Raw genomic sequence first — 25,771 nt, 5'->3', positions numbered from 1 at the left:
CTGTAGTTGAGCCCCCTGTCGGATTCGAACCGACGACCTACGCATTACAAGTGCGTTGCTCTGGCCATCTGAGCTAAGGAGGCCTGACGCGCGCCCGGGGCGTGCGTGCCCGTGCAGTGTACCCAGGTCGCCGCGGGGGGCTGTCGAGAGTTTCCGCGAACTTCATCGGCGTCCGGGTGCTGACAGAACACATGAACGCCAGGTAGCGTCCTGACCCGGTTCACTCATCTGGACTACACCACTATGGGCGTTTCCATAGTGGATCACCACCTTTACAACGGATCGTCCGGCACGTTCCTGCCGGTGAAGGGGGCCCATCACCATGGCCACTGTCTCGTTCGACAAGGCGACCCGGATCTACCCGGGTTCCGAGAAGCCCGCCGTCGACGGCCTGGACATCGAGATCGCCGACGGCGAGTTCCTCGTCCTCGTCGGTCCGTCCGGCTGCGGCAAGTCCACCTCGCTCCGCATGCTCGCGGGGCTCGAGGACGTCAACGGCGGCGCCATCCGCATCGGCGACCGCGACGTCACGCACCTGCCGCCCAAGGACCGGGACATCGCGATGGTGTTCCAGAACTACGCGCTGTACCCGCACATGACCGTCGCCGACAACATGGGCTTCGCGCTCAAGATCGCCGGCGTCAACAAGGCCGAGATCCGCCAGAAGGTCGAGGACGCGGCGAAGATCCTCGACCTCACCGAGTACCTCGGCCGCAAGCCGAAGGCCCTCTCCGGCGGTCAGCGCCAGCGTGTCGCCATGGGCCGCGCCATCGTGCGCGAGCCCCAGGTCTTCCTCATGGACGAGCCGCTGTCGAACCTCGACGCCAAGCTCCGCGTCTCCACCCGTACGCAGATCGCCTCGCTGCAGCGCCGCCTCGGCATCACCACGGTGTACGTCACCCACGACCAGGTCGAGGCCATGACCATGGGCGACCGCGTGGCCGTGCTCAAGGACGGTCTGCTCCAGCAGGTCGACTCGCCGCGCAACATGTACGACCGCCCGGCCAACCTCTTCGTCGCCGGCTTCATCGGCTCCCCGGCCATGAACCTGGTCGAGGTCCCGATCACCGACGGCGGCGTGAAGTTCGGCAACAGCGTCGTCCCGGTCAACCGTGAGGCCCTCCAGGCCGCCGCGGACAAGGGCGACCGCACGGTCACCGTCGGCGTGCGCCCCGAGCACTTCGACGTCGTCGAGCACAACGGCGAGGCCGCCAAGTCGCTCTCCAAGGACACCGAGGACGCCCCGGCCGGTCTCGCCGTCTCCGTGAACGTCGTCGAGGAGCTCGGCGCCGACGGCTACGTCTACGGCTCCGCCAAGGTCGGCGACGAGCACAAGGACCTCGTCGTCCGCGTCAGCGGCCGCGCCGTCCCGGACAAGGGCGCCACGCTGCACGTCGTGCCGCGTCCGGGCGAGATCCACGTGTTCTCCACCTCGACGGGCGAGCGCCTGTCCGACTGACGTCCGCGTCATCCGGGCGGAAGAACTCACCCCCGTAAGGGTTGAATTCACCCAAGTTGACGAAGAGGGCCCCGCGGCCGACCGCGGGGCCCTCTTCGTTGTCGACAAATACCCCGGCAGACCGGGCATTTCGATCGCCGTACGGTAGTCGTCCGTCAACCCGCTACCCCGAAATACCAACTTCCCCGTCCCCCGAACTGGTGACTAAATGTCGCCAAATCATCACCCCGCGCTACCCTCACTCGCGTGAAGCACTCCACCACTAACCAGCGGCCCCGGCGTGGCCGTGGCCCCGCCCGCCAGATCGGCCGGACCCTCGCCCTCGTTCTGCCCGTAGTCCTGGTGCTCTCCGGGACGCTCGCGGTCACCCAAGTCAACTGGTCGGGGAACCCTTCGAGCTCGGTGCTCACCGCGTCCTCCGAGGAGGTCTCGACGCGAGCCGTCTCCCGCGCCCCGCAGGACGTCCTGCGCGACAAGCTGCTCCTGGAACTCCAGGAGAAGGACCCGGGCGTGGCCCTCACCCACCTCCAGCAGGCGGTGAACGGCCGCCCGTCGCTCGCGAAGCACTGCGTCTCCATCGCCCGCGCCCTCGGCCGTGCCGCCGTCCGCGCGTACGGGCCGACGCGCGCCCAGTCCTTCGCCCGGCCCGTGTGCGACACGGCGTTCGCCTCGGGGGTCGCGGCCGGCCATCTCTAGCAAGCACAGGCCGGGACACACCGGCCGCCACGCACCGGTTCCGGACCGGCCGGCACGCACCGGTTCGGGGCCGCCCGGTAACAGCCTGTTAAGGAACGGTTGCCGCGGGAAAGCGCGTGCGGGGCGCCACGTACAGTTCGGACATGACCGATCCGAACGCCGCGTCGCGCCCCGTGCAAGCCGTCGTCCTGGCCGGCGGCCAGGGTTCCCGGCTGCGTCCCTACACCGACGACCGGCCCAAGCCGATGGTCGAGATTCCCGGCACCGGGACACCGATCATCGGCCATCAGCTCACCTGGCTCGCCGAAGAGGGCGTCACCGACGTCGTCGTCTCGTGCGGTCACCTCGCCGACGTCCTCCAGAAGTGGCTGGACTCGGCCGACCTCCCGCTCAACGTCACGACCGTCGTCGAGACGGAGCCCCTGGGCCGCGGTGGCGGCCTCAAGTACGCGGCCGCGCGCCTGCCGCACCCCGACCTGCCCTGGTACGCGACGAACGGTGACATCTGGACCCGTTTCTCGCTGCGCGACATGGCGGACTTCCACGCCGAGCGCGACGCCGTCGCCACCCTCGCGCTGGCCCGTCCGCGCATCCCGTGGGGCGCCGTCAAGACGGACGGCTTCGGTCACATCACCGACTTCATCGAGGCGCCGCCCTCCACGTTCGAGATCAACGCGGGCGTCTACGTCTTCTCGCCCGAGTTCACCGACATGCTCCCCGAGCGCGGCGACCACGAGCGCACCACCTTCCCCCGCCTGGCCCGCGAGCGCCGGCTGTCGGGCTTCCCGATCCCGCAGGGCGCCTACTGGCGCGCCATCGACACCGCCAAGGACCTCACGGAGGCGGCGAAGGAACTCGCGGCCCTGGGCCGCTAGAAGTCCCCGCACGGCTCCACGAGGCAGGCACCGGGCCCCGCGCACGGCGCCACGAGGCGGAGCCCGGCGCACGCGCACGGTCCCGCGAGACCGTCCTGGCACGCCCGCACGACGAAACCGCACGCCCTCACGACGGCATCGCACCGACAACGCACGACGGCACCACGCCGGCAACGCACGACGGCAGGGCCCCGCACATCCCTGTGCGGGGCCCTGCCGTCGTCGCGCCCGGTCGTGCGGGCGGCGTGGGGGCGGTGGGGCGTCAGCCCAGCAGGCCGCCCACCAGACCCGGCTGGCCCGTGGACGAGCTGCCGCCGGTGGAGGTGCCGCTCCCGGTGCCCGTGCCTCCCGTGCCGCCGGTGCCGCCGCTGCCCCCGGTCGCCGTGCCGCCGCTGCTGGAAGGACCGGCGCTGGTGCTCGGCGCCCGGTCGACCGGCGAGGACTGCTCGGGCGGGGCCTGGCCGCTGCCCTGGGTCTGACTGGGCTGCTGCCCGCCGCCGGCCGGGTCGGTCTGCCGGGTGGCGCCCGGCGTGCCGGCCGACTGCGACGGGGTCGCGGAGCTGCTGTGGGTCGGCGGCTCGGAGGCCGAGGGCGTGGCCTTCCGGTGCCGTTCACCGGGCGTCTCGGGGAGCGGGGAGCCGGGCAGTTCGTTGCGCGGGGCCTCGCCGGGACCGGGAACCACGATCCGGCTGGAGTCGCGGACGGCACCGCCGAGGAGCGAACCGATGAGCAGGGTCAGGCCGACGACGACGGCCGTGAGCAGCGCGCCCCGCCGCAGCACACGGGCGCGCAGGTCCCAGATGTCGGCGCGCGGACCGAGCGTCCGCCAGGCCTCGCCGGCGAGCCGTCCGTCGGCGGAGTAGACCGGGGCACCCGCGATGATCAGCGGGGACCAGGCGGCGAGGTAGATGATGTCCGGCGTGTCGTACACGGGCACCGTCTTCCAGCTCACGGTGACGATGAGCGCCGCCGACAGCATCGCGCCGACCACGGCCGCCACCCGCTGCCACAGCCCGAGGACGGTCAGGACGCCGACGATGACCTGGAAGAAGGCGATGACGAGTCCGGAGCCGATGGGGTGATGCAGCGCGAACTGCCGCAGCGGCTCGGCGACTTCCCACGGATGCAGCGTGTTGAGCCACTTCACCATGGAGCCGCGCTTGCCGCCGTCGAAGTAGACGGGGTCGCAGAGCTTGCCCATGCCGGCGTAGACGGAGATGAATCCGAGGAAGACGCGCAGCGGGAGCAGCACGACGCCGAGGTTCATCCGGCGCCCGGGGTGATAGGCGTGCCGGACCGAGTCGGAGCCGCGCCGCCTGCCGGAGGCCGGGCGGGCCGTCTCCTCGAAGCGTTCCTCGTCCTCGAAGCCGTCCTCGTCCCCGAAGTCGCCGTCCGTGTACGCGTGTTCGCCGTAGGGCGGTCCGCCGTACCGGGGTTCGTCGTAGGCGCTGCCCACGCTGCGCATCTGGGGCAGCAGCCGCTGCTCCTCGCCGAGGGGGGAGCGCTGGCTGCCGACGAGGGGCGTCTCGACCGTGTCGACGGTCAGATCGCCCGCGTAGCCGGGCTGTTCGCCGATGCGCGGGATGACCTGCGTCGAACCGGCGTCCGCCGTCGGCCCGGTGGAGCCGTGCGGGACGCCCGCGCTCCGTACGGCCTGGAGCAGGCGGTGGGCGCCGGTGTCGTCCGGCGCGGACTTCCCGCTCCAGACGACGGGCGCGCGGCGGCGGGCCCCGCCGGCCGGACCGGCCCCGCCCGCTCGGCCCGGCGCCCCGGCGCCGGGAGAGCCCAAGTGCCGCGCGATGCGCGGGGACTGGCCCCGTGACGCACCCGCCAACTGGACGCGGAAGCTCGCATGGTTGACGATGACCTGCGCCGGATCGCTCGGCACCTTCACCATGCTCAGCGCGGGAACGTCGTCGAATCCCGACGAGCGGTCCCCCGTGGGTGTGCGGGGTGTTCTGGTGTCCACACTCATCTAACCGAGTGACGTGTGGTTAGGACACTGCTTTGACCACGCGGAACTGTCCGGACCGCGTCAAGATCGTTCAGAACACTCCGATCACCCCGCGAGGGTGACCGCCCGGACGTCCGTTCAGGCGCGGCGGCGCGCCGCCTCGTACAGCACAACTCCCGCCGCCACACCGGCGTTCAGCGACTCCGCGCCACCGGGCATCGGAATCCGCACCCGGAAGTCGCAGGTCTCGCCGACGAGCCGGGACAGACCCTTGCCCTCGCTGCCGACGACGATGACCACCGGGCCGCCCAGGGCCTCCAGTTCACCGACCTCGACCTCGCCGTCGGCGGCCAGACCGACCACCACGAGGCCGGCCTTCTTGTACGACTCCAGGGCGCGCGTCAGGTTCGCGGCGCGCGCGACGGGCGTACGGGCGGCGGCACCGGCCGACGTCTTCCAGGCACCGGCGGTCATGCCGGCCGCGCGCCGCTCGGGCACGACGACACCGTGGCCGCCGAAGGCGGAGGCGGAACGGACGACCGCTCCGAGGTTGCGCGGGTCGGTCACGCCGTCGAGGGCGACGATCAGCGGGTCCTGGCCCTCGTCGTACGCGGCGGCGGCGAGGTCCTCGGGGTGCGCGTACTCGTACGGCGGGACCTGGAGGACGAGACCCTGGTGGTTGAGCCCGTTGGTCATGCGGTCCAGCTCGGGACGCGGGGCCTCCATCAGGTGGATGCCGCCGCGCTCGGCGACGAGCTGGAGCGCCTCGCGGACCCGCTCGTCGTTGTCGATGAACTGCTGGACGTAGAGCGTCGTCGCGGGGACGCCCTCGCGCAGCGCCTCGACGACGGGGTTGCGGCCGACGACCATCTCGGACGTGCCCTTGCCGCCGCGGCCGCGGGGCGCGGGGCGGCGGACGGCCTGCTTCGCCTTGGCGCCCGCGATGCGGTTCTTCTTGTGACCCTTGCGCATCTCGGCGGGCGGGGTCGGGCCCTTGCCCTCCAGGCCCCGGCGCCGCTGGCCGCCACTGCCGACCTGCGCGCCCTTCTTGCCGGACATGCGGCGGTTGTTAGCAGCCATGACCTACCTGTCTGTGTGAGACGTGCGTGTGTACGTATATGCAGTGTGCCGCCCGGAGGTCCGGGCGGCACAATCGATCAAGGCCGACCGGGGGTCGGCCGGGGTCGCCGGAGCGGGCCGTCAGCGCGGTCCGAGCGTCCAGCGGGGCCCCTGCGGGCTGTCCTCGATGACCAGGCCGGACTGGTTGAGCTGGTCGCGGATGGCGTCCGCGGCGGCCCAGTCCTTGCGGCCGCGGGCGGCCTCGCGCTGGTCGAGGACCAGGTGGACGAGGGTGTCGACGACACCGTGCAGATCGTCGCCGCGGTCCCCGTCCTCGGCCCACTGCGGGTCGAGCGGGTCGAGTCCGAGGACGCCGAGCATGGCCCGCACCTCGGCGAGGCGCGCCACGGCGGCTTCCTTGTCGTCGGCGGCCAGGGCGGAGTTCCCCTGGCGGACCGTCGTGTGCACGATGGCCAGCGCCTGGGGGACGCCCAGGTCGTCGTCCATCGCCTCGGCGAACGCGGGCGGCACCTCGGCGGCCAGCTCGACGACGCCTCCCGCCTTCTCGACGACGCGCTGCACGAAACCCTCGATGCGCGCGAACGCCGACTCGGCGTCGCGCAGGGCGCCTTCGCTGTACTCGATCATCGAGCGGTAGTGCGGGGTGCCGAGGTAGTAGCGCAGCACGATGGGACGCCACACCTTGGTCATCGTGGACACGAGGACCGAGTTCCCGAGGGACTTCGACATCTTCTCGCCGCTCAGGGTGACCCAGGCGTTGTGCACCCAGTACTTCGCGAACTCGTCCCCGAAGGCCTTGGCCTGCGCGATCTCGTTCTCGTGGTGCGGGAAGATCAGGTCGATCCCGCCGCCATGGATGTCGAAGGCGCTGCCCAGGTACTTGTGGGCCATCGCGGAGCACTCCAGGTGCCAGCCCGGACGGCCGCGGCCCCAGGGCGTCTCCCAGCTCGGCTCGCCCGGCTTCACGGACTTCCACATGGCGAAGTCACGCGGGTCGCGCTTGCCGGTCTCGCCCTCGCCCGAGGGCTGGAGCAGGTTCTCGAGCTCCTGGTTGGAGAGCTCCAGATAGCCGTCGTACGAGCGCACGTCGAAGTAGACGTTCCCGTCGGCCTCGTAGGCGTGACCGCGCTCGATGAGACCCTGCATCATCTCGATCATCTCGGGGACATGACCGGTCGCCCGGGGCTCGTACGTGGGCGGCAGGCAGCCGAGCGCGTCGTAACCCTCGTTGAAGGCACGCTCGTTCTCGTAGCCGATGGCCCACCAGGGGCGGCCCTGGGCGGCCGACTTGGCGATGATCTTGTCGTCGATGTCCGTGACGTTCCTGATGAACGTCACGTCGTAGCCGCGGTACGCGAACCAGCGGCGCATGATGTCGAAGTTGAGGCCCGAGCGGATGTGCCCGATGTGCGGTGCGGCCTGCACGGTCGCGCCACAGAGGTAGATCGAGACGCAACCCGGCACGAGCGGGGTGAAGTCACGGATCTGCCGGGCGCTGGTGTCGTACAGGCGAATAGTCACCACTCCAGGGTAGTGGGCCCCGGGCAGTGCCCCGCGCCCCTTCCCCCAGCATGGCCACGTATTCGTGACAAACGGGGGAGCCAGGGGGTGCAGGGGGGAGCGTCGGGGGGACCACCGGGGGCTTCCGGCGCTCCGGAGGCCGGTACTCCGGGCCGCCGGGGGCCGGTGCGCGGGTCCTCCGGGCCGGCCTGCTCCAAGGCGGCCCGGACGCCGGGCGAACCGGTCCTTCCGACGGTCCGGACGAGCGGCGTTTCCCGCCGCCCGGACAGCCGGTGCCCGCGTCCGTTCCGTTCGGCTCGTACGACCCGTTCGGTCGGCTCGTACGACCCGTTCGGTCAGCTCGTACGACCCGTTCGGTCCGCTCGTACGACCAGTGCCGTGGCGACCGCCATCAGACCCTCGTCGCGGCCGGGGAAACCGAGGCCGTCCGTCGTGGCGCCCGACACCGAGACCGGCGCGCCCACCGCGTCGGACAGGATCTTCTGGGCCTCGTCCCGCCGCTTGCCGATCTTCGGGCGGGGGCCGACGACCTGGACCGCGACGTTGCCGACGACGAAACCGGCCTCGCGGACGATCCGCGCCGCCTCCGTCAGCAGCACGACCCCCGGCGCCCCGGACCACTCCGGGCGCCCGGTGCCGAAGTGGGCACCTAGGTCACCGAGGCCCGCGGCCGAGAAGAGCGCGTTGCACGCGGCGTGCGCGACGACGTCGGCGTCCGAGTGCCCGGCGAGCCCGGGCCCCTGCCCCTCCCACTTCAGGCCGGCGCACCACAGCTCCCGGCCTTCCTCGAAGGCGTGGATGTCGGTGCCGATCCCGACCAGCGGGAGCACCAGACCCTGGACCGCGGCCTGACCCGGCTCCGGTACGGCCATAGCCTCCGGTGTCTCAGAACCCATCGTTGAGCCTCCGCCGCGCCAGAACGGCCTCCGCCAGCACCAGGTCCAGCGGGCGCGTCACCTTGAACGCCTCCTCGTGGCCCGGCACCACCACGACCCGCACGCCCAACTGCTCTACCATGCTCGCGTCGTCGGTCACGTCGTCGGTCACGGTCTCGTGGGCCCGCAGCAGCGTCTCGCGGTCGAAGCCCTGGGGCGTCTGGACGGCACGCAGCCGGGCCCGCTCCGGGGTGGCCACGACCGGCTCGGTCTCCCCGGCGACGGTCGCGGGCTCGACCTCCTTGACGGTGTCGGCGAGCGGCAGCGCCGGTACGACGGCGGGAGCGCCGTCCCGTACGGCCTCGATCACGGCGTCCACCGTGTCGACGGGGACGAGCGGCCGGGCCGCGTCGTGCACCAGGACGATGTCGACGCCGGGGGGCAGCGCGTCGAGGCCGTACTTCACGGACTCCTGGCGGCTGTCACCGCCCGGGACGACCAGGAAGTCGGTGCGCTCGGGCAGCGCGTGCGCGTCGAGCAGCGTCTTGACCTCGGCCGTGCCGTCCGGCGGAGCCACGACGACGACCAGCGAGACGGCACGCGAGGCGGCCATCGCGCGGACGGCGTGGATGAGCATGGGCGTGCCGTTCAGCGCGCGGAGCGCCTTGGGGGCGCCCGGACCGAGGCGCACACCTCGTCCGGCGGCCGGGATCACGACGGCGGTACGGGCCTCCGGCGGCGAAGGGAGCGAAACGTCAGACATCGGTTCCTGTCAGGTTTGTGTGCTCGACCGGGATGGGTATGGCCTGGGGGTACCCCCTGCTCGGGGAGCTGGGGGAGCACCGGGCGCGACGCCTTGACCGGACCCTTCCGTGACATCCGGTCAAGTCAACCGCCCGGCTAGGCATCCCAAGTATCGGATACGCCGGTATACCGCGGGAAAGCCGATGCCGGGTGAACGGCCGGTTTACCGATTGGGTGCGGGTACGAACATGCCGCAGCGCCCGGCGACAGCAATACGGTAATTGCGTCATCGGGCACCGCGGCATTTTCATTGCGCTTCTGCGCGGGCTTGGGCGTACGTCAAGACGGCTCGCGTCTCGGCGACTGAGCCAGCGTCAGGACGCGAGAACCTCGTCGAGCAGGGCCTCGGCCTTGTCCTCGTTGGTGTTCTCCGCGAGGGCGAGCTCGCTCACCAGGATCTGGCGCGCCTTGGCGAGCATGCGCTTCTCACCTGCGGAGAGTCCGCGCTCGCGCTCACGACGCCACAGGTCACGCACGACTTCCGCGACCTTGATGACATCGCCGGAGGCGAGCTTCTCCAGATTTGCCTTGTAGCGACGCGACCAGTTCGTGGGCTCCTCGGCGTACGGCGCACGCAGCACCTCGAAGACCCGGTCCAGCCCGTCCTGACCGACCACATCACGCACGCCGACGAACTCCGCATTGTCCGCTGGCACACGTACCGTCAGGTCACCCTGGGCGACCTTCAGCACCAAGTAGGTCTTGTCCACGCCTTTGATCTGGCGAGTTTCGATGGCCTCGATCAGCGCGGCCCCGTGATGGGGATAGACCACGGTGTCGCCAACCTTGAACGTCATGTGACAGGTACCCCTTCCGTGGCTATCCAGAGTAACACGGAAACGGCGTCTTCTGAATGGCGTTTTCGCAGGTCAGGGCATATCTCGGGGCTTGACAACCGCAACAGGAACGTGCTGCGAGGGGCGAGCGGAAGAGGGTATTCGCAGGTGGGAGCGGCTGTCCATGCGGAGTGAAACGCGTACGTTACACACACCCGGAGCCCGTCGCCAGGGTCCGAACATCCCGTTTTGTCCTGCTCCAAGAGCGCGAGTTCCGCTACTCCGTTCGATGGACGGAGCCGAGTACGAGACGAATCCGGAATTGATCAAGGCGAACGATGATCACGTACTCGACGCCCCTGATGACACGGTGATCCTTTTCCCGGAGAGCCGGGCATTCATTCCTCGAAATGCGCAAGCCTAAGTCCGCGGAACTTATGTGAATGACGGACCGGCGCGCTCGACAAAGGGGTGGGCGCACACCGGCGCACGGCGTGTCGGACGGCGGTCCGGAGGCGCACACGGGTCGCACAGAAGCCCACCGCCACACCCACGCCCACACCCCGTCCACCCCCGCCACGACACACCAGCAGTCGGCATCCGGCGGAAGGGGCCGTGCCGGTCCATCGATGTCCGTCGCCCCCAACGGTCACGTCTCCGTCCAACGGCGACGGGCTGATGCACCGGCACGGCCCCGCCCCCCACCGGACCGGAGCGCCACCGCGGACGCCCACCGGACAGACCCCCGCTCCGGGCAGCCGAGCCGGACCCGGAGAGCCCCCGGACCCGGCGTCGGCCGCCCCGACCCCGCCCCGTTGTTTCACCCGGGTGAGCAAAGTCGGGGGCTTGGGGAGGGTCGGGTGCGGTCGGGCGGGAACGGATCGGTAACCTAAGGCCGCTGACAGACCCTTAGGGCGGCTTTACACAGAGGTCGCCCTGCTTCGCCCACGTTCAAGGAGTTGCCGCCGCCGTGAGCAGCAGCCTTCGACGCGGCTCTCTCGCCGCCGCCGTCATCGCCTTCTCGATCGCCTCGCTCGCCGCGTGCGGCGCCGGCACCGACGCCCAGACGAACGAGATCAAGCCGGACAACGCGGCCACCTCCGTGGGCGTGATCAAGGTCCAGAACGCCCTCGTGATCACCCAGCCCGACGTGAAGGCCACCGGCCCCGCCGTGGTCTCCGCGACGCTGTACAACAACGGCACCAGCGCCCAGACCGTGGACTCGATCAAGGTCGAGGGCGAGGGCACCGCCCAGCTCAAGGCCGCCGACGGCAAGAGCAAGCTGACCGTCCCGGCCGGCGGCTCGATCGTCCTCGGCGGCAAGGGCAACGCCTCCGCGGTGCTGTCCAGCCCCTCCCAGACCGTCCTGAACGGCAGCGTCCAGAAGGTGACCTTCGCCTTCAGCGAGACCGGTGACGTGAGCCTGGGCGCCTACGTCGTCCCGGCCGAGAGCTACTTCTCCGACTGGGGCCCGAGCGACATCCCGTCCGCCCCGGCCACCTCCTCGGCCCCGGCCACCTCGCCGTCCGAGTCGGCCACGGGCTCCCCGTCCACGTCCGCGTCCGCCTCCGAGGCGGGCCAGGCCGGCACGAGCGCGTCGTCGAGCGCGACGGCCACCGCGTCGGCGTCCGCCGGCCAGTGACACCGGCCGCACGCTAGACGCGGCCGGTCCCCGGTCCCGTACCCGGCCGGCGCCCACCGCGGCCGTACGCACACGGCAGTCCAGCACGCGCGCGGAAGTCCAGTACGCCGAAGGGCGGGACCCCCACTCCGGGGGTCCCGCCCTTCGGCGTACTGCCGTGTCGTACCGCCCTGTGGCGAGGCCGGTCTACGGCTCGAACTTGTAGCCGAGGCCGCGGACCGTCACCAGGTAGCGGGGCGCGCCCGGGTCGGGCTCGATCTTCGCGCGCAGGCGCTTGACGTGGACGTCGAGGGTCTTGGTGTCACCGACGTAGTCGGCACCCCAGACCCGGTCGATGAGCTGCATGCGGGTCAGCACGCGGCCCGCGTTGCGCAGCAGCATCTCCAGGAGGTCGAACTCCTTCAGCGGGAGGTCGACCTTGCCGCCGGAGACGGTGACGACGTGACGGTCGACGTCCATCCGGACGGGACCGGCCTCCAGGGCGGCCGGGGCGACCTCCTCCGGCTCCCCGCGACGCCGCAGGACGGCCCGGATACGGGCGACCAGCTCACGGGAGGAGAAGGGCTTGGTGACGTAGTCGTCGGCTCCTATTTCGAGTCCGACCACCTTGTCGATCTCGCTGTCCTTGGCGGTGACCATGATCACCGGGACGTTGGAGCGGCCGCGCAGCTGACGGCAGACCTCCGTGCCGGGCAGCCCCGGCAGCATCAGGTCGAGGAGGACGAGGTCGGCGCCGTTGCGCTCGAACTCGTCCAGTCCGTCGGGCCCGGTGGTCGCGATGGCGACCTCGAAGCCCTCCTTGCGAAGCATGTACGACAGGGCGTCGGAGAACGACTCCTCGTCCTCGACGACGAGCACACGGGTCACGGAAGGACCTCCGGGGCAGGAAGCGGTTCGTACGGGGATGTGACGGTGGTCGTCCCGTCGGGCTGCCCGGTCTCGTCCTCTTCGTCGAGTCCGGGCATGTGGTGATCGGTGGTGACACGGTCGCGGGCCGCACTCGCCTCCGGCAGCCGCAGGGTGAACGTGGAGCCCTGACCCTCGGAGCTCCACACCGTGACCTCCCCGCCGTGCGAGGCGGCCACGTGCTTGACGATCGCCAATCCGAGGCCCGTACCGCCGGTGGCACGGGAGCGGGCCGGATCGACACGGTAGAAGCGCTCGAAGATGCGCTCCTTGTCCTTGTCCGAGATGCCGATGCCCTGGTCGGTCACGGCGATCTCGATGTGCTCGCCACCGGGTGCGGTCACCCGGCGGGCGGCTATGCCGACGCGGGTGCGGGCGGGCGAGTAGTTGACGGCGTTCTCGACGAGGTTGCCGAGGGCGGCGGCGAGCTGGCCCCGGTTCCCCCACAGGCTGAGGTCGGCGGTGCCGCCGGCGGCCATGGTGATCTGCTTCGCACCGGCCTGGTGGCGGCAGCGGTCGATCGCCTCGGCGACCAGCTCGTCGACCCGGACCGGTTCGGCGTCCTCGAGAGGATCGTCGTTCTGGACCCTCGACAGGTCGATGAGCTCCTGCACGAGGTTGGTGAGCCGGGTGGCCTCTATCTGCATGCGTCCGGCGAAGCGCTCGACGGCCTCCGGGTCGTCCGACGCGTCCATGACGGCCTCGGAGAGAAGGGAGAGCGCTCCGACGGGAGTCTTCAGTTCATGGCTGACGTTCGCCACGAAGTCCCGCCGCACGGCCTCGATGCGGCGCGCCTCCGTCAGGTCCTCCACGAGAAGGAGGACGAGCCTGGATCCGAGGGGAGCCACTCTCGCCGAGACGGCGAGGGCCTCTCCCCGTCCCGTGCCCCTTCTCGGCAGGTCCAGCTCCACCTGACGTATCTCCCCGTCACGACGGGTGTCACGCGCCATGTGGAGCATCGGTTCGACGGCGAGCTTGCCGCCGCGCACCAGTCCGAGGGCGTACGCCGCCGAGCTGGCCTTGACCACGGCGTCCGCTTCGTCGAGTACGACCGCGGACGACCTGAGCACGGAGAGCACGGTGTCGACGCCGGGCGGAAGCACGGCGTCCGTGTGCAGGGAAGTGCGGGTCGGGCGTTTCTGGTCGCGCTCGCTCCAGCGGAACGCCAGCATGGCGATGACACCGGTGAGCACTCCGGCGATCGCTGCCGCTGCGGCGACCGCCGCGTTCACGTCCATGCACCCAGGTTAGGCATGGCGTAGCTCCTGGCCACAGCCATCCGAGTGCGAGCTCGAACACTCGTCGCCCAGAGTTCACCCAGGAGCCAGTACTGATTCACTTGAGATGTCGGAAACGGACGCGTACGGGCCCGAACGTGGGAGCGTGGGGTTCCAGGGTCCCTCCGGCGGCCGGCCGGCGGCCGGAACAGGCAGGTCCCGGACCCCGGACCCCGAAAGCTGACGTACGAGAGGGACGACCACATGCGTGACGCGTATCACGAGGAACTTGACTCGATCGGCGACGGCCTGGTCGAGATGGCCCGGCTCGTCGGGTCGGCGATCGGGCGCGCCACGACGGCCATCCTCGACTCCGACCTGAAGCTGGCCGAGAGCGTGATCGCCGCCGACCAGAAGGTCGACGATCTCCAGCACGAGCTCGAGGCCCGCGCGATAGCCCTGCTGGCCCGCCAGCAGCCGGTGGCGACGGATCTCCGTATCGTCGTGACGTCGCTGCGGATGTCGGCCGACCTGGAGCGCTCCGGGGACCTCGCCCAGCACGTGGCCAAGCTGGCCCGGCTGCGCTTCCCCGACCGCGCGGTCCCGCACGACCTGCACGCCACGATCCTGGAGATGGGCCAGCTCGCCCAGCGCCTGATGGCCAAGGCCGCCGAGGTCATCATCACCAAGGACGTCGACCTGGCGATGCAGCTCGAGCAGGACGACGACGACATGGACATGCTGCACCGCACGCTCTTCCAGCACCTGCTGGACGACAAGTGGCAGCACGGCATCGAGACCGCGGTCGACGTGACCCTCCTCGGCCGCTACTACGAGCGCTTCGCCGACCACGCCGTGTCGGTGGCCAAGCGCGTCGTGTACCTGGTCACCGGCGAACACGCGGACGAGCTCCAGGCGGACATCCAGCCGGTCACGGGGGTGGAGGGCGCATAGCCCTGCCGGGCGGGAACCAGGCCTGAATCCGGCCGGAACCAGCCATGGAGAGAAGTCTGACGGGCCCGGCCGCTCCCAACGAGGGAGCGACCGGGCTCGGCCACGTTCCGGGGCCCCGGCTCCGCCGCGGGGGCGGGTTTCGGCTCCGCCGCGGGGGCGGGTTTCGGCTCCGCCGCGGGGGCGGGGCTCAGCTTCCGCCGCGTGCGCAGGGCGTCGGCTCATCCTCGTGGGCGGGGTTTCGGCCCAGCCACGGGGGGACGGGGCCTCAGATCAGCCGCATGCGCATGGCGTCGGCTCCGCCGCGGAGGCGGGATTTCGGCTCCGCGGCGTGGGCGGGGCTTCAGCTCCACCGCGGAAGCGGGGTTCGGCTCCACCGCGGAAGCGGGGTTCGGCTCCGCCGCTTGGGCGGGGCCTCGGCTCCGCCGCTTGGGCGGGGCCTCGGCTCCGCCGCTTGGGCGGGGCCTCGGCTCCGCCGCTTGGGCGGGGTTCGGCTCCGCCGCTTGGGCGGGGTTCGGCTCCGCCGCGTGGGTGGGGCGGCGCGACCTCGTGGTGGTCCGCCCCGCGCGGGATTCGCGCCCTGGGCGCGTGAGACGCCTCAGTGCGCCGTTGATGCGCCCGCCGGGCTGGGCATGAGATGGGCGACGGAAGCCGTACGGCGCGGTGTGCGCCGGACGTCTTCGTGCCTGAAGGAGGGACCCATGGCCGAATCCCCCAGCACGCCCGACCCGACCCAGGACCGCGACACCCAACAGCCCGCCGAGATCAAGAACCTCCCTTTGTTCGGCGCCTGCGGCTGCGGCTCAGGCTGCGGCTGCGGCTGCCAGTCGGGCAATCCCTGCCAGTGCGGCTGATCACGCACGTACGTACGTCCCGAAGGGCCCCGTCACCACGACGGGGCCCTTCGTCCTTGCCGGGCAACTCCCCTCGCCCCTGTCCACAGCCGGCCCCGCCGCTCGATCCCGGCCTCCGGCCACCGCACGAACACGTACGCGCCAGGACCGGATACGTTCGGCCCCGACCGATATCTGCTCGATTGTGGTGCTGTTGTCCGATTGACCGTGGTCTGACCGGCGAACTCTGCTACCTCTGAGACAGGGGAGGCGGGCCCTGGCCCGCGGCGGCGCGAAGGGCGTCGCCAGGAGGGGACACACGTGAGCACGACACCACGGAACGCGGTCATCGCCATCGAACAGAAGGCCGTCGACCGCGCCTACGACTGCTACGAGGCCAGGCTCGCTGAGATGACGTCGCCGTCGGCGGCCTCGGCCTCCGCGAGCGCCAAGGACGGCATCGCGGTCCGCGAGAAGGCGGCGACCACCGCGGAGGAGTACGGCGGACTCGGCGGCGAGGCCCTGGTCATCAGCCGTGTCGACGTCCAGGAGGCGGGCGACGCCGAGCCGGAGACGTTCTACATCGGACGACGCCATGTCTTCGACACCGAGACCCGCGATCAGGTGGTCGTCTCCTGGACGAACCCGATCGCCGTGAGCTGGTACAACGCCCGGCCGGAGACACCGGGTGACGTCCTCCTGAGACGCCAGTTGCGCTGCGCCGGGCGCCTGGTCGAGGACTTCATGGACGAGATCGGCCCGGCCGCGGGTCCGTACCCCGGCGCGTCGGGTGCCGGGCGGGCGGGAGTCCTGCCGGCGGCCTTCACGGACGAGTCCGGGCCGTTCGAGGCCCTGGACCTTGCGGGAACCCCCGGACCCTCCGAAGCCCTCGAAGGTTCCGCCTTCCTGGACACCACTGACACCACCGACGCCCCTGACACCACCGACGCCCCGGCCAGCGAGGAATCCCCGGAGGACGCGGACGGCACGACCGCCCCGCCCGCCGGAGGCCGCCACGCACGGCCGCGGACGATCCCGGCACAGCGGCAGCCCCCCGGCCGACGCCGTCAGAAGCCGCAGCCGGTCGACGAATTCCTGCTGCGGGAGCTGCGCCGCTCCCGCAGCGGCCGGATGCGCGACATCGTCGAGACGATCAGGCGCGACCAGATGGCCCTGGTCACCGGTTCCCCCTCGGACATCCTCGTCATCCAGGGCGGCCCCGGCACCGGCAAGTCCGCGGTGGGTCTGCACCGGGTGACCTGGCTCGTCAACAACGACCACTTCCGCGCACAGGACATCCTCGTCGTGGGCCCGCACCGGAACTTCCTGGAGTACGTGGGGCGCGTACTGCCGACCCTCGGCACCCGGAACGTCACCGCCGTACAGCTCGCCCGCCTCTGGGAAGGCGAGGTCCGGGGCACGGACTCCCCCGCCGCCCGGCTGGTGAAGTCCGACGAACGCATGGCGGCCGTGCTGCGCAGGCGCGTGGAGAGCGAGTGCCGTCCCGAGGCCCTCGACACCGTCGTCTCCGCCCCCTCCCACGCCCAGGACGAACCGGCCTTCGTCGTCGTCGTGGGCGGCACCTCGCTGCGTCTGGCGCGCTCGGACGTGCTCGGTCTCCTCATGGACGCCCGCGAGGGAGCCGAGGGCCACCGTGCGCGCCGGGACCGGTTCCGCACCCTGCTGGTGGACCGGCTGCTGGGTGAGCTCGTGGGCATCGCCCCGCACCGCAGCAGGGACGCGACGGTACGCCGTGAGCTGGAGCGCAACCGGCAGGTCATCACCCTCGTGGACCGGATCTGGCCCGCGCTGAGCGCCGAGGAGGCCCTGCGCGGTCTGCTCAACTCCCCCACCAGGCTGCGTGAGTGCGCCGAGGGGATCCTCGATCAGGGCGAACAGGCCTCCTTGCAGCGACCGAAGGCCGACAGCGCGGCCGAAGAACCCTGGACGACCGACGACTTGGTCTGCCTCGAAGAGCTGCGCTTCCTCATCGCGGGCGAGAGTCCCCGGCGGTACCGGCACATCGTGGTCGACGAGGCGCAGGACCTCACCCCGATGCAGGCGAGGTCGCTGCGCAGGCGGTGTCCGACCGGCTCGATGACCGTGCTCGGCGATCTGGCCCAGGCCACCGGACCGCACTCCTACACCAGTTGGAAACGGCTGGGCGGGATTCTGTCCGGCCAGGGCGACTGGCGCGTGGCCGAGCTGAACACCAGCTACCGCGTCCCCGCGGAGATCATGGAGTTCGTGGCACCCCTGGCCCGGGCCATCGCCCCGTCCCTTCCCTACCCCACGGCCGTACGAAGGGCCGGCGACGGCGCCGTACGACTCGTCCCCACCACCCCGTGGGAACTGCTGGACGAGGCGGCGACCCGTACGGCGCTCCTCGCGGGCACGAACGACGGCCGCACCCCCAGGTCGATCGCCGTCGTCGTCCCCGACGACTCCGGCTGGATGGAGGAGGTCCGGCGGCGCGTCGACCTCGTGGACGGCATGACCGAGGAGACCCTGCGGACCGTGTCCGTGCTCCCCGCCGCCCAGGCCAAGGGCATGGAGTTCGACCACGTCCTGGTGCTGGAGCCCACGGCCATGGCCGACCAAGGTCCGGTCGGGCTGCGCCAGTTGTACGTCGCCCTGTCCCGCAGCACCCAGACGCTGACGGTCCTCCACACGACACCGCTGCCGCCGGAACTGGGCCGGCCGGACGACGACGGGGCCGGTGAAGTCAGCTCCGGGTACGCCTACTTGGCGCCCACGGGGACGCAGTCGCCGAACGGGACGCCACCCGGAGGTTCCGACGCCGACGCGTCCGGCGCGAACGGCTCCGCCGGCGACGACCTGCCGGTGGGCACGCCCGTCGAGGTACGGGTGCTCGGTCCCGGCCCCGGCTCCCATCTCAAGGTGAAGGTCCTCGCGCCCGCCACCGAGCGAACCGTCCTCCTCGTCCCGCGCCACGGCGAGCCCACCCCGGCCACCGGCTCCCGGCTGGAGGGCTGGGTGACCCGGAACGAGGGCCAGTTGAGCCTGGTCTCGGCCGGCGACTTCGGCCGCCGCCCCATCTCCTCCCGGATGGCGCCCCGTTACGAGGCCGCGCTCGGCGTCCTGCGGGACATCGCCCACGGGGACGGTCCGCCCCCGCCGGAGGCGACGGCGCTGCTCTCCGAGCTGAAGGGCATGGCCGCCCGGTGCCTGAGACGCGACCGGGTCGACTGGCTGAGCGTCTGGCGTCTGCTGGGGTCCGCCGACCGCGACCGGCTGAGCGAGCTGGCGGACCTCGCCCAGCACACCCGGCAGGCGATCGCGTCGGACGCTCCCGGCCTGCGGGCCGCCCTGACGGAGGACCCGGCGTTCCGCCAGTGGACCGACGTCCTCGACCGGGCCCGGGACGAACTCCGCCATCGGCTCCACACCGGCCCGGAAACGGGGACGCCGACCGAGCCCCTCCCCCAGAGCGAGACGGGAACACAAACGGAAATGCCGACCGAAATGCCGACTGAGACGAACGCGGAAACGGAAACGGAAACGAACGCGGACACGGACACCGCCAGCGCCACCGCCAAGACACCCCCCGTGACGATCACGCCGGTCACGCCGATCCGGCCAGTCACGCCGATCGGGCCGATCGGGCCGCTCACTCCGCCACCACCCACCGACCCGCGCAGCACATTCGAACCGAAGGACACCGCCCCCATGAACACTGCCGCCCTCCTGGAGATCGAGCCCGCCCCGTCCGAGGGAGGGACGGCGTGGAGCGAGGCACTCACGCGGCGACTGGACGTCGAGGCTCAGACCGACCGCGACTGCAACACGCACGAGGCCGTGCGCTACGAACTGAAGGCCGCGCTCCTGCGAGCGGGGCTTCGCCCCTCGGACTCCAGGGTCTCGGACGCGACCCTGGAGGGCCCGGACGGCTTCGTCCGCTACGAGGTGCTCGGCGCCGACCGTTCCGGCTACCCGCAGTTGCGCGCGGGAGCGGCCCGCCTCATGGAGCTCGACCGGGTGGAGACCCGCACCGCGGACACCCGGTACCTGGTCCTGTCCGAACCGCCCACGGACGACTGGGCTCCCGAAGCGATCCGGGAAGCCTTCGGCGTACACGTCGTATGGCGCACCGAGTCCGGCTGGCAGGGCCAGGAAGCACGAACGGCCCTACGCCTGACGGACTGACCGGTTGCGGGGTTGCCCGCTGGGCCGATTGACTGCACCGCCGGGGACGGCACCCGCCACCCCGGCGGTACGGAAAGGAGCCACCAGGCACCGATGGAACGTCCCCTCCTCTTCCTGGACGTCGACGGCCCTTTGATCCCGTTCGGCACATCTCCGCTCCGCCCCACAACCTCCGACGCCGACTACGAGGCACTCCCGGACGGGGAGAACCCACTGCTGAGCCGGCTCGACCCGACCGTGGGCCCCCGTCTGATGGCGCTGGGATGCGATCTGGTGTGGGCCACGACGTGGATGGAGGAGGCGAACGAATCGGTGGGCCCGGCGATCGGACTGCCCCGGCTCCCCGTGCTGGAGTGGCCCGAGACCCCCGAGCCGGGTCCCCGGGGCCTGCACTGGAAGACCCGCCCGATCGTCGAACGGGCCGAGGGCCGCCCCTTCATCTGGATCGACGACGAGATCGGCCCCGTGGACCACCTATGGGTGGCAGCACAGCACGATCCCCCCTACTTGCTGCACCACGTCCCCGCATCCAAGGGCCTGACCGACACCGACTTCACCACCCTCACCGACTGGCTCCACACCACGCCACATTTGGGGCTTTACGGGCGCTGACGTGTGTGAGGGGCTGGGGCGCTTGAGGGGCGGCGCGTTGGTCAGACCTTGGGCGGTGCTATAGGTCGAGTTCGGGACGATTGGAATCGAGAAGGTCGGGGTCCTGGCGGCTCAGCGCGTTTTCGAAGGCTTCCCAGCCCTCGTTGCGGATGTAGGCGGTCTCCGATGTGGTGATGGGGATCAGCCAGACGACAGCGACATCGCTGCCGTTCTCCACAGTGACCGAGAAGAAGTCCTCGTCGAAGTAAACAGGCAAGGCTGCGTAGAGGGCTGTCATGGTTCCGCCGGGCAGCGGTACGGGAAGCGGGACGACGTCACCGCGCAATACCGCCTCGCCGCTCGCCACCAGCCGCCCCGCGACGTAGTCCAGTACGTCTGGGAAGTGCCCATAGCCTTCCGAGCGGTTGGCGTACTCGCAGGTCAGGAGTTCCAGGTGGAAGTGGCGGTCCGTGGTCGGCTGCCACAACGGGATACGAGAGAGGCCGATCGTGGCGAACGCTTGTGCGCCCGGGATCTTGCCGTCACGAAAGTGTGCGACCTGAGGAGTGCCTGGCGCAGCTCCTGGGGGCGGGTACCAGGCCCCGAGCATGCGCCCGAGGCGGCTCTCAAGATGGTCAATGAGCTCCGTCACGAGGCTCCCTTGTCCGACGTCCTTGTGCCCGGCCGTTCACACGATGGCCTCTGGACAGTAGCGACCGAGCCAGGCCGTGAGCGAGTCAGCCCCCAGACGGCCCCAGCACAGCAACAAGCCCCCTACCGGCGGAGAACCCGCAGGTAGGGGGCTTACTGGTGTCGCGTTACTTCTTCTTGCCCTGGGTCTTGCCGGAGATCTTGGTGACCTGCGTTTTCGCTGCTCAGGGACGGTGGGCTCGGGCGCCTGGCGGTCGTCGTTGGTCATCATTGGCCGCTGTTGACCAACGTCAGACGGCCCAGAGACGGCCCAGCTTCAGCCCGCTCGACCGACAGCCGGCACCTTCGACACGCCCCGTCTGAACCTCAGCCGACGACAGTCAGCCACGACGGCGGGTGCGTCGACCGAGCACGCACGCGTGTGCCTCGCTGGACCCCCGCTGGCCTCAGCCACGCTGTCATGCCGTCGACCAGAGCAAGCTGCGCCGGCGGAGGCCTGGAGGTGAGACCTTGGGTGAGGACCTCTTCGTCCCGGAGCAACTTGGGTGGGGTGTCCCCTTGGGCTCGGGGGCTGCTCACCTGGGCAGATGGTCCGCACGCATCCGCGCTCATCCGCATCGTAGTGATGGGTAGACGGACTGACGCGGTCGGTTCCGCCGTCGCCTGAAAAGCCGAGCGCAGTTCACTGAGGCAGCTGCCGCTACTGCTGAGTACTCCGGCGTGGGAAGGCCATTGGGGTTCATACTGTTGACACGAAGGGCATGGCCAGCGCGAGGCCGTGGGCACATCTTGGAGGACGATTATTTATGGACGCCACTACCTCTGGCCAGGCAAATCGCATCTTTGTTAGCTATGCCCACTTGGACGATGAACTCCTGAATCAAGCCGTAGAGCACTTCACCAGCGACCTCGGTAGTTTTTATGCTGCCACCACTGGCGGGCAACTGGAGATTTTCTTCGATAGGGACAGTATCGGATGGGGGAACGACTGGCGGAAGCGAATTGATAGCGAGCTGCGTGGCGCATCAATTTTCATGCCGATTATCACGATGCAGTATTTCAACAGGCCTGCATGCCGGGAAGAGCTGAATGCTTTCTACGGGTCAGCGAAACTGTTGGATGCTGGATTCCTCGTACTCCCCATCGTAATCCTGGGAGCTAGCGCTATTTCAGCCAGCCATCCATTGCCTGAAGTCAGACTCATTGAATCCATCCAATTTGAAAACCTTGAAGAAGCTTTCCTTTCGGGGCGTGGAACGAAAGAATGGAGAACCGCTCTCTCTCGCATTGCCAACAAGCTCGTGAAAATCATCGCCGAGGCAGAGGAGAAGATGAGTGAGCCCCAGTTGCACCCAGTCGAGAGCGATGGGGGCGCTGAGGTAGATGAAGAATTTGACTTGTTTGAGCACCTGGAGCAGTTGAATTCAATCGGAGATCGACTTCCCGCAGAGATGAAGCGTGCTGAAGAAGACCTCACGAATTGGTTCACTGTTGTGCAGGCGGAGATGCAGCAATTCACCGCAACCTCCCCTGGTGTAATGAGAGCACGCTCGATTGCCATGGCGCAGGCTGTGCGTGACCCTTCGGTTAAGTTGCAGGAATCAGCCTCGCAGCTGGCAAGCTCAGTGACTGATGCGGATGCTCTCATGCGATCCATGGTTGGCCAGCTGTCAGGAGTTAAGACTAAAGAAGCGTCAGATCTTGCAAAAAGCCTCATCGCGAGCGTGACCGATGAGTCCACCGATTTGCGGGAATTGTCTGCGGGACTTGTTGAAGTTCTCGGAATGCTGAAGACGATGGAGGTTCTTAGTGTCCCACTTCGAAAATCCATCAAGCCTGGCAGGATCGGATTTGCAAAGATTCAGGACGTTGTTAATACACTTGAGGGCTGGAGCGGTATCAATATTGACTGAGGAGATTTCCTAGCTCTCGCCGGTCTTCTTGGGGCGCCGCTTTTTGAAGTTTTCGAACTGCGTAGAATAGACGTAGATATAGTCTATAAGTGCCTCGCTGAAAACGATCGCATCCGCGGCGTCCTCAGGAGTTATCGAGGTGTTCGTGAAGTGCGCACCCTCGTTGCCGAGCATACGTAGCTCTTGGCTCCACTCAAGCAGCCGTCCTTCGATCTTGCCGGAGCTGTTGAGGTGTTGAAGCATCTGCATAAGGCTTCGGCCTTGTGCACCCTGTTCCCGACACAACCCCTCTAGGGTTCTGCGTACCATGACGACGGTAGCCGTATAGGCTTTTGCAGTGAAGCATCGGTAAGTCTCACCATGTTGTCTGCGCAAAGTTTCCGGGATGAGAGGGCTCATGACCTGTTGAGTTTGCGGCCATACGGTTACGGGATCTTCATCCCATCCATCCCCGTAATCTTCTTCCATTGCTAGCAATGCATCTCCACACTTCGAACAGGACGCCAGCTGTAGCAAAGTTGGCAAGCCATTGTCCCCGTTTTCCTCCACTAGCACTCCTGCCACTGTTGCCATGACTGTCTTATCGCAACTGCCGCAAGTGGCTAGAATCTTTGTCCCCACACGGTCCTGAGCGTCTGTCATGCGAGTAATGCTAGGTGTCTCTTGCGGAGCGTGGAGCAGCAACGCAGAGGTCGGTAGAGCGGCTTCGAGGCTCGCCCCGAAGTGGCTCCGTAAAGCCGTGGACCCGACCGCCCCTGCCACGACGTTCGTCTTCTCTGGCATCGGGTGGCTGCATGCTGCGTGCGCGGCATGGGCGCCGGCCGGGCTGGAGCGGGGCGGAGACAGGAGCGCAGGCCCGGCCGGGGGCCGGGCCGCGCGCGGGGAGCGGAGCGAGCCGCCTTGAACCAGTAGAGAAGGTTGTAACTCAGTAGGGCCTGTGGGGCTGTGTCCGATCCCGGGTGATGCTTGACAGTTCGATCCCAGCTGATGGTTGACAGTGGCCGTGATCGGCTTTTCTGTGCACGTCGTTGCGGCGTGATGGTCAGGTGCGGGCGATGAAGATCCACAGGCTGAGGGCGAGGCCTGTGGCTGCGATCGCTGAGTGCAGCACGACCCAGAGGATCCAGATCTTCAGCTTGAGGACGTGAGGGAACTCGGCCGCATGCTCCGCGCGGTTCGCTTCTATGAGATCGGGCAGGTTCAACGCTGGGTGGCGCAGGCCTATCTCGTGGCGGAACCTGTCAGCCAGGCCGGAATGAACAGCCCAGCGTTCGCCGTACTTGGCGCTCGCTACTGCCCCGAAGCTGCCAAGAACGAACAGCGGCAGCGTCACGCCAAGGGAGGATGTCGTGAGGCTTCCTTGCGCGAGGAAGCCTAGGGCCGCTGCCGTCACGATGATCACGATGTTGGTCAGCGTCGCTCGCTGGTTCTCCATCTGCCGAGCCTCGTCCCGCTGGCCCTTCCACAGGTCGAGAAGGGCACCGGTTTCATCTGCCATGGGCTGCCTCCTTGGAGCCAGCAAAGCCCAGCAAGCTTGGGCAGCCAAGATGGCCGGCTGTTTCTCACTCATGCGGTCGCGTGTCCTGTCCAAGACCGTTCATGAGCTAGCGAGTGGTTTGAAGTCGTCTACGCAGGCTGGGAGTTGGATTGCTTGGCGGTGTGCGAGCGGCAGGAAGAGGACTGGGCGGATCGTCCATGTGACGCGGATGTCGGCCTGGGCGACCGTCACGGTGCAGGGGTCGCCGTTGATGAGGGCTCGTCTGGTGTCGATGCGCTCGTCGTAGAGCCAGTCCCACGCCTGGTCGCGGGCGTCGGCGTCCAGCATGGGCGTGAGCGTGCGGAGGACGACCTCTACCCATCCGTCGGCCTGGGGTGGGGTGTCGGCGTCGAAGGATGCGACGAATGCCGGTTCCTGTCGGCCGGTGACGTCTTCGGTCCAGCACTCACACCAGTAGCCGCGCCGGATGCCGGGGGTCAGCACGGGTGGCCTCCTGAGTGTGCGCCTGCGTAGAGCTCCGCGGTGATGGTGCAGCCGTCGGCGCTGTCGTGGACCACCAGTCGGTGAGCGATGGCGTCCACCATGGCCAGGCCCCGGCCCTGCTCGGCCTCCTGGTCCTGGTGCTCGACCTTCGGAGCGCCGCGGCCTCCGTTGTCAGTGACCGACAGTGCGACCACCTGCGAGGACACCGCAAGTGCCAGGTGGAAGCTGCCCGCCTCCTGTCCGCTGGCCGTGTGGAGGATCGCGTTCGCGCTCAGCTCGCTCACGATCAGCTCCGCGTCCTCGGCTAAGGGCGAGTCGCGCAGGATGTCGCGGGTCCAGCGGCGGGCCCTGCTCACCTCTTCCGGAAATCCTGGGCAAGTGAGTCCCCAGACCCGCGCCGTGCTCGTATACTCGTGCATACAAGTTCCTTCGTGCTGGTAGGCCGCCATGTGCAGCGGGTTCGGGCTAGACGAGTTTCACGCCGTCGTGGGCGCGGATGGCTGGCGGGGACGCCGCGTCGAGTGCGTCCAGGACGCGGATCGCGTACGCCTCGTCGGCGAGGTCGGTGACTTCTTCGCGGGTGGCCCAACGCAGTGCGCGGGTCTCGTCCCCGGTGGTGGGCGAGCCGTCGGCGGCTTCACAGCGGAAGACCAGCGAGACGATCAGGCCCGTCATGTTCTTGTAGACGCCGGTGAGGGTCGCGGGAAGCGCGATCTTGATGCCGGTTTCTTCGAGGACTTCGCGCTGAAGTGCCTCGGGGAGGGTTTCCTCCCGCTCGACGACGCCACCCGGGGGTTCCCACTGGCCGTTGTCGCGCCGCTGGATCAAGAGGGCCCGGCCCTGGTCGTCGACGATGACTCCGGCGACGCTCACGGAGTG

General features: G+C 69.2%; 23 protein-coding genes and 1 tRNA gene. 9 read left to right on the top strand and 15 right to left on the bottom strand.

From position 1 onward, the window contains the following. Window positions 1-9: 9 nt before the first annotated feature. A tRNA-Thr gene (locus tag ACFRIC_RS30615) sits at window positions 10-83 on the bottom strand. Between the two features lie 239 nt (window positions 84-322). Between ACFRIC_RS30615 and ACFRIC_RS30610 the strand changes: the two genes are divergently transcribed. From ACFRIC_RS30610 to ACFRIC_RS30600, 3 genes are all read left to right on the top strand, one after another. After that, the gene (locus tag ACFRIC_RS30610) at window positions 323-1,459 is read left to right on the top strand and encodes an ABC transporter ATP-binding protein (protein ID WP_382792388.1); all 1,137 of its coding nucleotides are present in this window, start codon (window positions 323-325) and stop codon (window positions 1,457-1,459) included. Between the two features lie 246 nt (window positions 1,460-1,705). Further along, window positions 1,706-2,155: a hypothetical protein gene (locus ACFRIC_RS30605; RefSeq protein ID WP_382792386.1), complete on the top strand. Its 450-nt coding sequence runs from the start codon at window positions 1,706-1,708 to the stop codon at window positions 2,153-2,155. A 143-nt stretch (window positions 2,156-2,298) separates the two neighbouring features. Then, complete coding sequence (locus ACFRIC_RS30600; protein ID WP_362408718.1) at window positions 2,299-3,030, top strand: nucleotidyltransferase family protein; 732 nt, start codon at window positions 2,299-2,301, stop codon at window positions 3,028-3,030. Between the two features lie 262 nt (window positions 3,031-3,292). On the opposite strand, the gene ACFRIC_RS30595 is transcribed toward ACFRIC_RS30600, so the two are convergent. The 6 genes from ACFRIC_RS30595 to ACFRIC_RS30570 all read right to left on the bottom strand — a co-directional run bounded on the left by ACFRIC_RS30595 (window position 3,293) and on the right by ACFRIC_RS30570 (window position 10,061). Continuing rightward, window positions 3,293-5,005, bottom strand: a complete 1,713-nt coding sequence (locus ACFRIC_RS30595; protein ID WP_382792381.1) for a DoxX family membrane protein — start codon at window positions 5,003-5,005, stop codon at window positions 3,293-3,295. A gap of 117 nt (window positions 5,006-5,122) precedes the next feature. Further along, window positions 5,123-6,064, bottom strand: coding sequence for a 23S rRNA (guanosine(2251)-2'-O)-methyltransferase RlmB (gene rlmB / locus ACFRIC_RS30590; RefSeq protein WP_382792379.1), 942 nt, complete (start codon window positions 6,062-6,064; stop codon window positions 5,123-5,125). 120 nt (window positions 6,065-6,184) lie between these two features. Further along, window positions 6,185-7,585 (bottom strand): cysteine--tRNA ligase, encoded by a 1,401-nt coding sequence (cysS, locus tag ACFRIC_RS30585; protein ID WP_382792376.1) that lies wholly within the window; start codon window positions 7,583-7,585, stop codon window positions 6,185-6,187. A 335-nt stretch (window positions 7,586-7,920) separates the two neighbouring features. Next, window positions 7,921-8,457 carry a 2-C-methyl-D-erythritol 2,4-cyclodiphosphate synthase gene (gene ispF, locus ACFRIC_RS30580; RefSeq protein WP_382792374.1) on the bottom strand — a complete coding sequence of 179 codons (537 nt, stop codon included), beginning with the start codon at window positions 8,455-8,457 and terminating at the stop codon, window positions 7,921-7,923. Between the two features lie 13 nt (window positions 8,458-8,470). Continuing rightward, window positions 8,471-9,223 (bottom strand): 2-C-methyl-D-erythritol 4-phosphate cytidylyltransferase, encoded by a 753-nt coding sequence (ispD, locus tag ACFRIC_RS30575; protein WP_382792371.1) that lies wholly within the window; start codon window positions 9,221-9,223, stop codon window positions 8,471-8,473. Between the two features lie 355 nt (window positions 9,224-9,578). Further along, complete coding sequence (locus ACFRIC_RS30570; protein WP_003953493.1) at window positions 9,579-10,061, bottom strand: CarD family transcriptional regulator; 483 nt, start codon at window positions 10,059-10,061, stop codon at window positions 9,579-9,581. A gap of 949 nt (window positions 10,062-11,010) precedes the next feature. On the opposite strand from ACFRIC_RS30570, the gene ACFRIC_RS30565 reads away from it, so the two are divergent. Then, complete coding sequence (locus ACFRIC_RS30565) at window positions 11,011-11,682, top strand: DUF461 domain-containing protein (protein ID WP_382792368.1); 672 nt, start codon at window positions 11,011-11,013, stop codon at window positions 11,680-11,682. Between the two features lie 186 nt (window positions 11,683-11,868). Here ACFRIC_RS30565 and ACFRIC_RS30560 read toward each other — a convergent pair whose 3' ends face one another. Together ACFRIC_RS30560 and ACFRIC_RS30555 are read right to left on the bottom strand one after the other, a co-directional pair. Further along, window positions 11,869-12,549, bottom strand: a complete 681-nt coding sequence (locus tag ACFRIC_RS30560) for a response regulator transcription factor (protein ID WP_037622332.1) — start codon at window positions 12,547-12,549, stop codon at window positions 11,869-11,871. Next, entirely contained in the window at window positions 12,546-13,826 is a 1,281-nt protein-coding gene (locus ACFRIC_RS30555; protein ID WP_355759776.1) for an ATP-binding protein, read from the bottom strand. The genes ACFRIC_RS30560 and ACFRIC_RS30555 overlap by 4 nt, the downstream gene beginning before the upstream one ends. A 243-nt stretch (window positions 13,827-14,069) precedes the next feature. On the opposite strand from ACFRIC_RS30555, the gene phoU reads away from it, so the two are divergent. From phoU to ACFRIC_RS30535, 4 genes are all read left to right on the top strand, one after another. Next, the gene (gene phoU / locus ACFRIC_RS30550) at window positions 14,070-14,759 is read left to right on the top strand and encodes a phosphate signaling complex protein PhoU (RefSeq protein ID WP_382792364.1); all 690 of its coding nucleotides are present in this window, start codon (window positions 14,070-14,072) and stop codon (window positions 14,757-14,759) included. 698 nt (window positions 14,760-15,457) lie between these two features. Then, window positions 15,458-15,610, top strand: coding sequence for a hypothetical protein (locus ACFRIC_RS30545; RefSeq protein WP_328451008.1), 153 nt, complete (start codon window positions 15,458-15,460; stop codon window positions 15,608-15,610). Window positions 15,611-15,910: 300 nt separating this feature from the next. Further along, complete coding sequence (locus tag ACFRIC_RS30540) at window positions 15,911-19,756, top strand: AAA family ATPase (RefSeq protein WP_382792361.1); 3,846 nt, start codon at window positions 15,911-15,913, stop codon at window positions 19,754-19,756. Window positions 19,757-19,849: 93 nt separating this feature from the next. Beyond that, window positions 19,850-20,368: a hypothetical protein gene (locus ACFRIC_RS30535; protein ID WP_382792358.1), complete on the top strand. Its 519-nt coding sequence runs from the start codon at window positions 19,850-19,852 to the stop codon at window positions 20,366-20,368. A 58-nt stretch (window positions 20,369-20,426) separates the two neighbouring features. On the opposite strand, the gene ACFRIC_RS30530 is transcribed toward ACFRIC_RS30535, so the two are convergent. Continuing rightward, the gene (locus ACFRIC_RS30530; protein ID WP_382792355.1) at window positions 20,427-20,999 is read right to left on the bottom strand and encodes a suppressor of fused domain protein; all 573 of its coding nucleotides are present in this window, start codon (window positions 20,997-20,999) and stop codon (window positions 20,427-20,429) included. 805 nt (window positions 21,000-21,804) lie between these two features. Here ACFRIC_RS30530 and ACFRIC_RS30525 point away from each other — a divergent pair. Then, window positions 21,805-22,911 (top strand): TIR domain-containing protein, encoded by a 1,107-nt coding sequence (locus tag ACFRIC_RS30525; RefSeq protein ID WP_382792352.1) that lies wholly within the window; start codon window positions 21,805-21,807, stop codon window positions 22,909-22,911. Between the two features lie 9 nt (window positions 22,912-22,920). Here the strand turns inward: ACFRIC_RS30525 and ACFRIC_RS30520 are convergent, their stop codons facing one another. From ACFRIC_RS30520 to ACFRIC_RS30500, 5 genes are all read right to left on the bottom strand, one after another. Further along, window positions 22,921-23,553: a DUF4145 domain-containing protein gene (locus ACFRIC_RS30520; protein WP_382792349.1), complete on the bottom strand. Its 633-nt coding sequence runs from the start codon at window positions 23,551-23,553 to the stop codon at window positions 22,921-22,923. Window positions 23,554-23,953: 400 nt separating this feature from the next. Further along, window positions 23,954-24,409: a hypothetical protein gene (locus ACFRIC_RS30515; RefSeq protein WP_382792346.1), complete on the bottom strand. Its 456-nt coding sequence runs from the start codon at window positions 24,407-24,409 to the stop codon at window positions 23,954-23,956. A 99-nt stretch (window positions 24,410-24,508) separates the two neighbouring features. After that, window positions 24,509-24,892 (bottom strand): hypothetical protein, encoded by a 384-nt coding sequence (locus ACFRIC_RS30510; protein WP_382792343.1) that lies wholly within the window; start codon window positions 24,890-24,892, stop codon window positions 24,509-24,511. Then, entirely contained in the window at window positions 24,886-25,311 is a 426-nt protein-coding gene (locus ACFRIC_RS30505) for an ATP-binding protein (RefSeq protein WP_382792341.1), read from the bottom strand. The genes ACFRIC_RS30510 and ACFRIC_RS30505 overlap by 7 nt, the downstream gene beginning before the upstream one ends. Window positions 25,312-25,357: 46 nt before the next feature. Beyond that, on the bottom strand, window positions 25,358-25,765 hold the full coding sequence (locus ACFRIC_RS30500) for an NUDIX hydrolase (protein ID WP_103552356.1): 408 nt from the start codon (window positions 25,763-25,765) through the stop codon (window positions 25,358-25,360). Window positions 25,766-25,771: the final 6 nt, after the last annotated feature.

The organism is Streptomyces sp. NPDC056738 (genome assembly GCF_042790435.1).
Lineage (GTDB): Bacteria > Actinomycetota > Actinomycetes > Streptomycetales > Streptomycetaceae > Streptomyces.
This window is presented reverse-complemented; position numbering and strand designations above follow the sequence as displayed.

Bases quoted from the DNA above. Each gene is read 5' to 3' on its own strand.
- ispF (WP_382792374.1), bottom strand. From the start codon at position 8,457: ATGGCCGTACCGGAGCCGGGTCAGGCCGCGGTCCAGGGTCTGGTGCTC.
- ACFRIC_RS30595 (WP_382792381.1), bottom strand. From the start codon at position 5,005: ATGAGTGTGGACACCAGAACACCCCGCACACCCACGGGGGACCGCTCG.
- rlmB (WP_382792379.1), bottom strand. From the start codon at position 6,064: ATGGCTGCTAACAACCGCCGCATGTCCGGCAAGAAGGGCGCGCAGGTC.
- ACFRIC_RS30610 (WP_382792388.1), top strand. From the start codon at position 323: ATGGCCACTGTCTCGTTCGACAAGGCGACCCGGATCTACCCGGGTTCC.
- ACFRIC_RS30525 (WP_382792352.1), top strand. From the start codon at position 21,805: ATGGACGCCACTACCTCTGGCCAGGCAAATCGCATCTTTGTTAGCTAT.
- phoU (WP_382792364.1), top strand. From the start codon at position 14,070: ATGCGTGACGCGTATCACGAGGAACTTGACTCGATCGGCGACGGCCTG.
- ACFRIC_RS30520 (WP_382792349.1), bottom strand. From the start codon at position 23,553: ATGACAGACGCTCAGGACCGTGTGGGGACAAAGATTCTAGCCACTTGC.
- ACFRIC_RS30570 (WP_003953493.1), bottom strand. From the start codon at position 10,061: ATGACGTTCAAGGTTGGCGACACCGTGGTCTATCCCCATCACGGGGCC.
- ACFRIC_RS30555 (WP_355759776.1), bottom strand. From the start codon at position 13,826: ATGGACGTGAACGCGGCGGTCGCCGCAGCGGCAGCGATCGCCGGAGTG.
- ACFRIC_RS30535 (WP_382792358.1), top strand. From the start codon at position 19,850: ATGGAACGTCCCCTCCTCTTCCTGGACGTCGACGGCCCTTTGATCCCG.
- ACFRIC_RS30505 (WP_382792341.1), bottom strand. From the start codon at position 25,311: ATGCACGAGTATACGAGCACGGCGCGGGTCTGGGGACTCACTTGCCCA.
- ACFRIC_RS30600 (WP_362408718.1), top strand. From the start codon at position 2,299: ATGACCGATCCGAACGCCGCGTCGCGCCCCGTGCAAGCCGTCGTCCTG.
- ispD (WP_382792371.1), bottom strand. From the start codon at position 9,223: ATGTCTGACGTTTCGCTCCCTTCGCCGCCGGAGGCCCGTACCGCCGTC.
- ACFRIC_RS30545 (WP_328451008.1), top strand. From the start codon at position 15,458: ATGGCCGAATCCCCCAGCACGCCCGACCCGACCCAGGACCGCGACACC.
- ACFRIC_RS30515 (WP_382792346.1), bottom strand. From the start codon at position 24,409: ATGGCAGATGAAACCGGTGCCCTTCTCGACCTGTGGAAGGGCCAGCGG.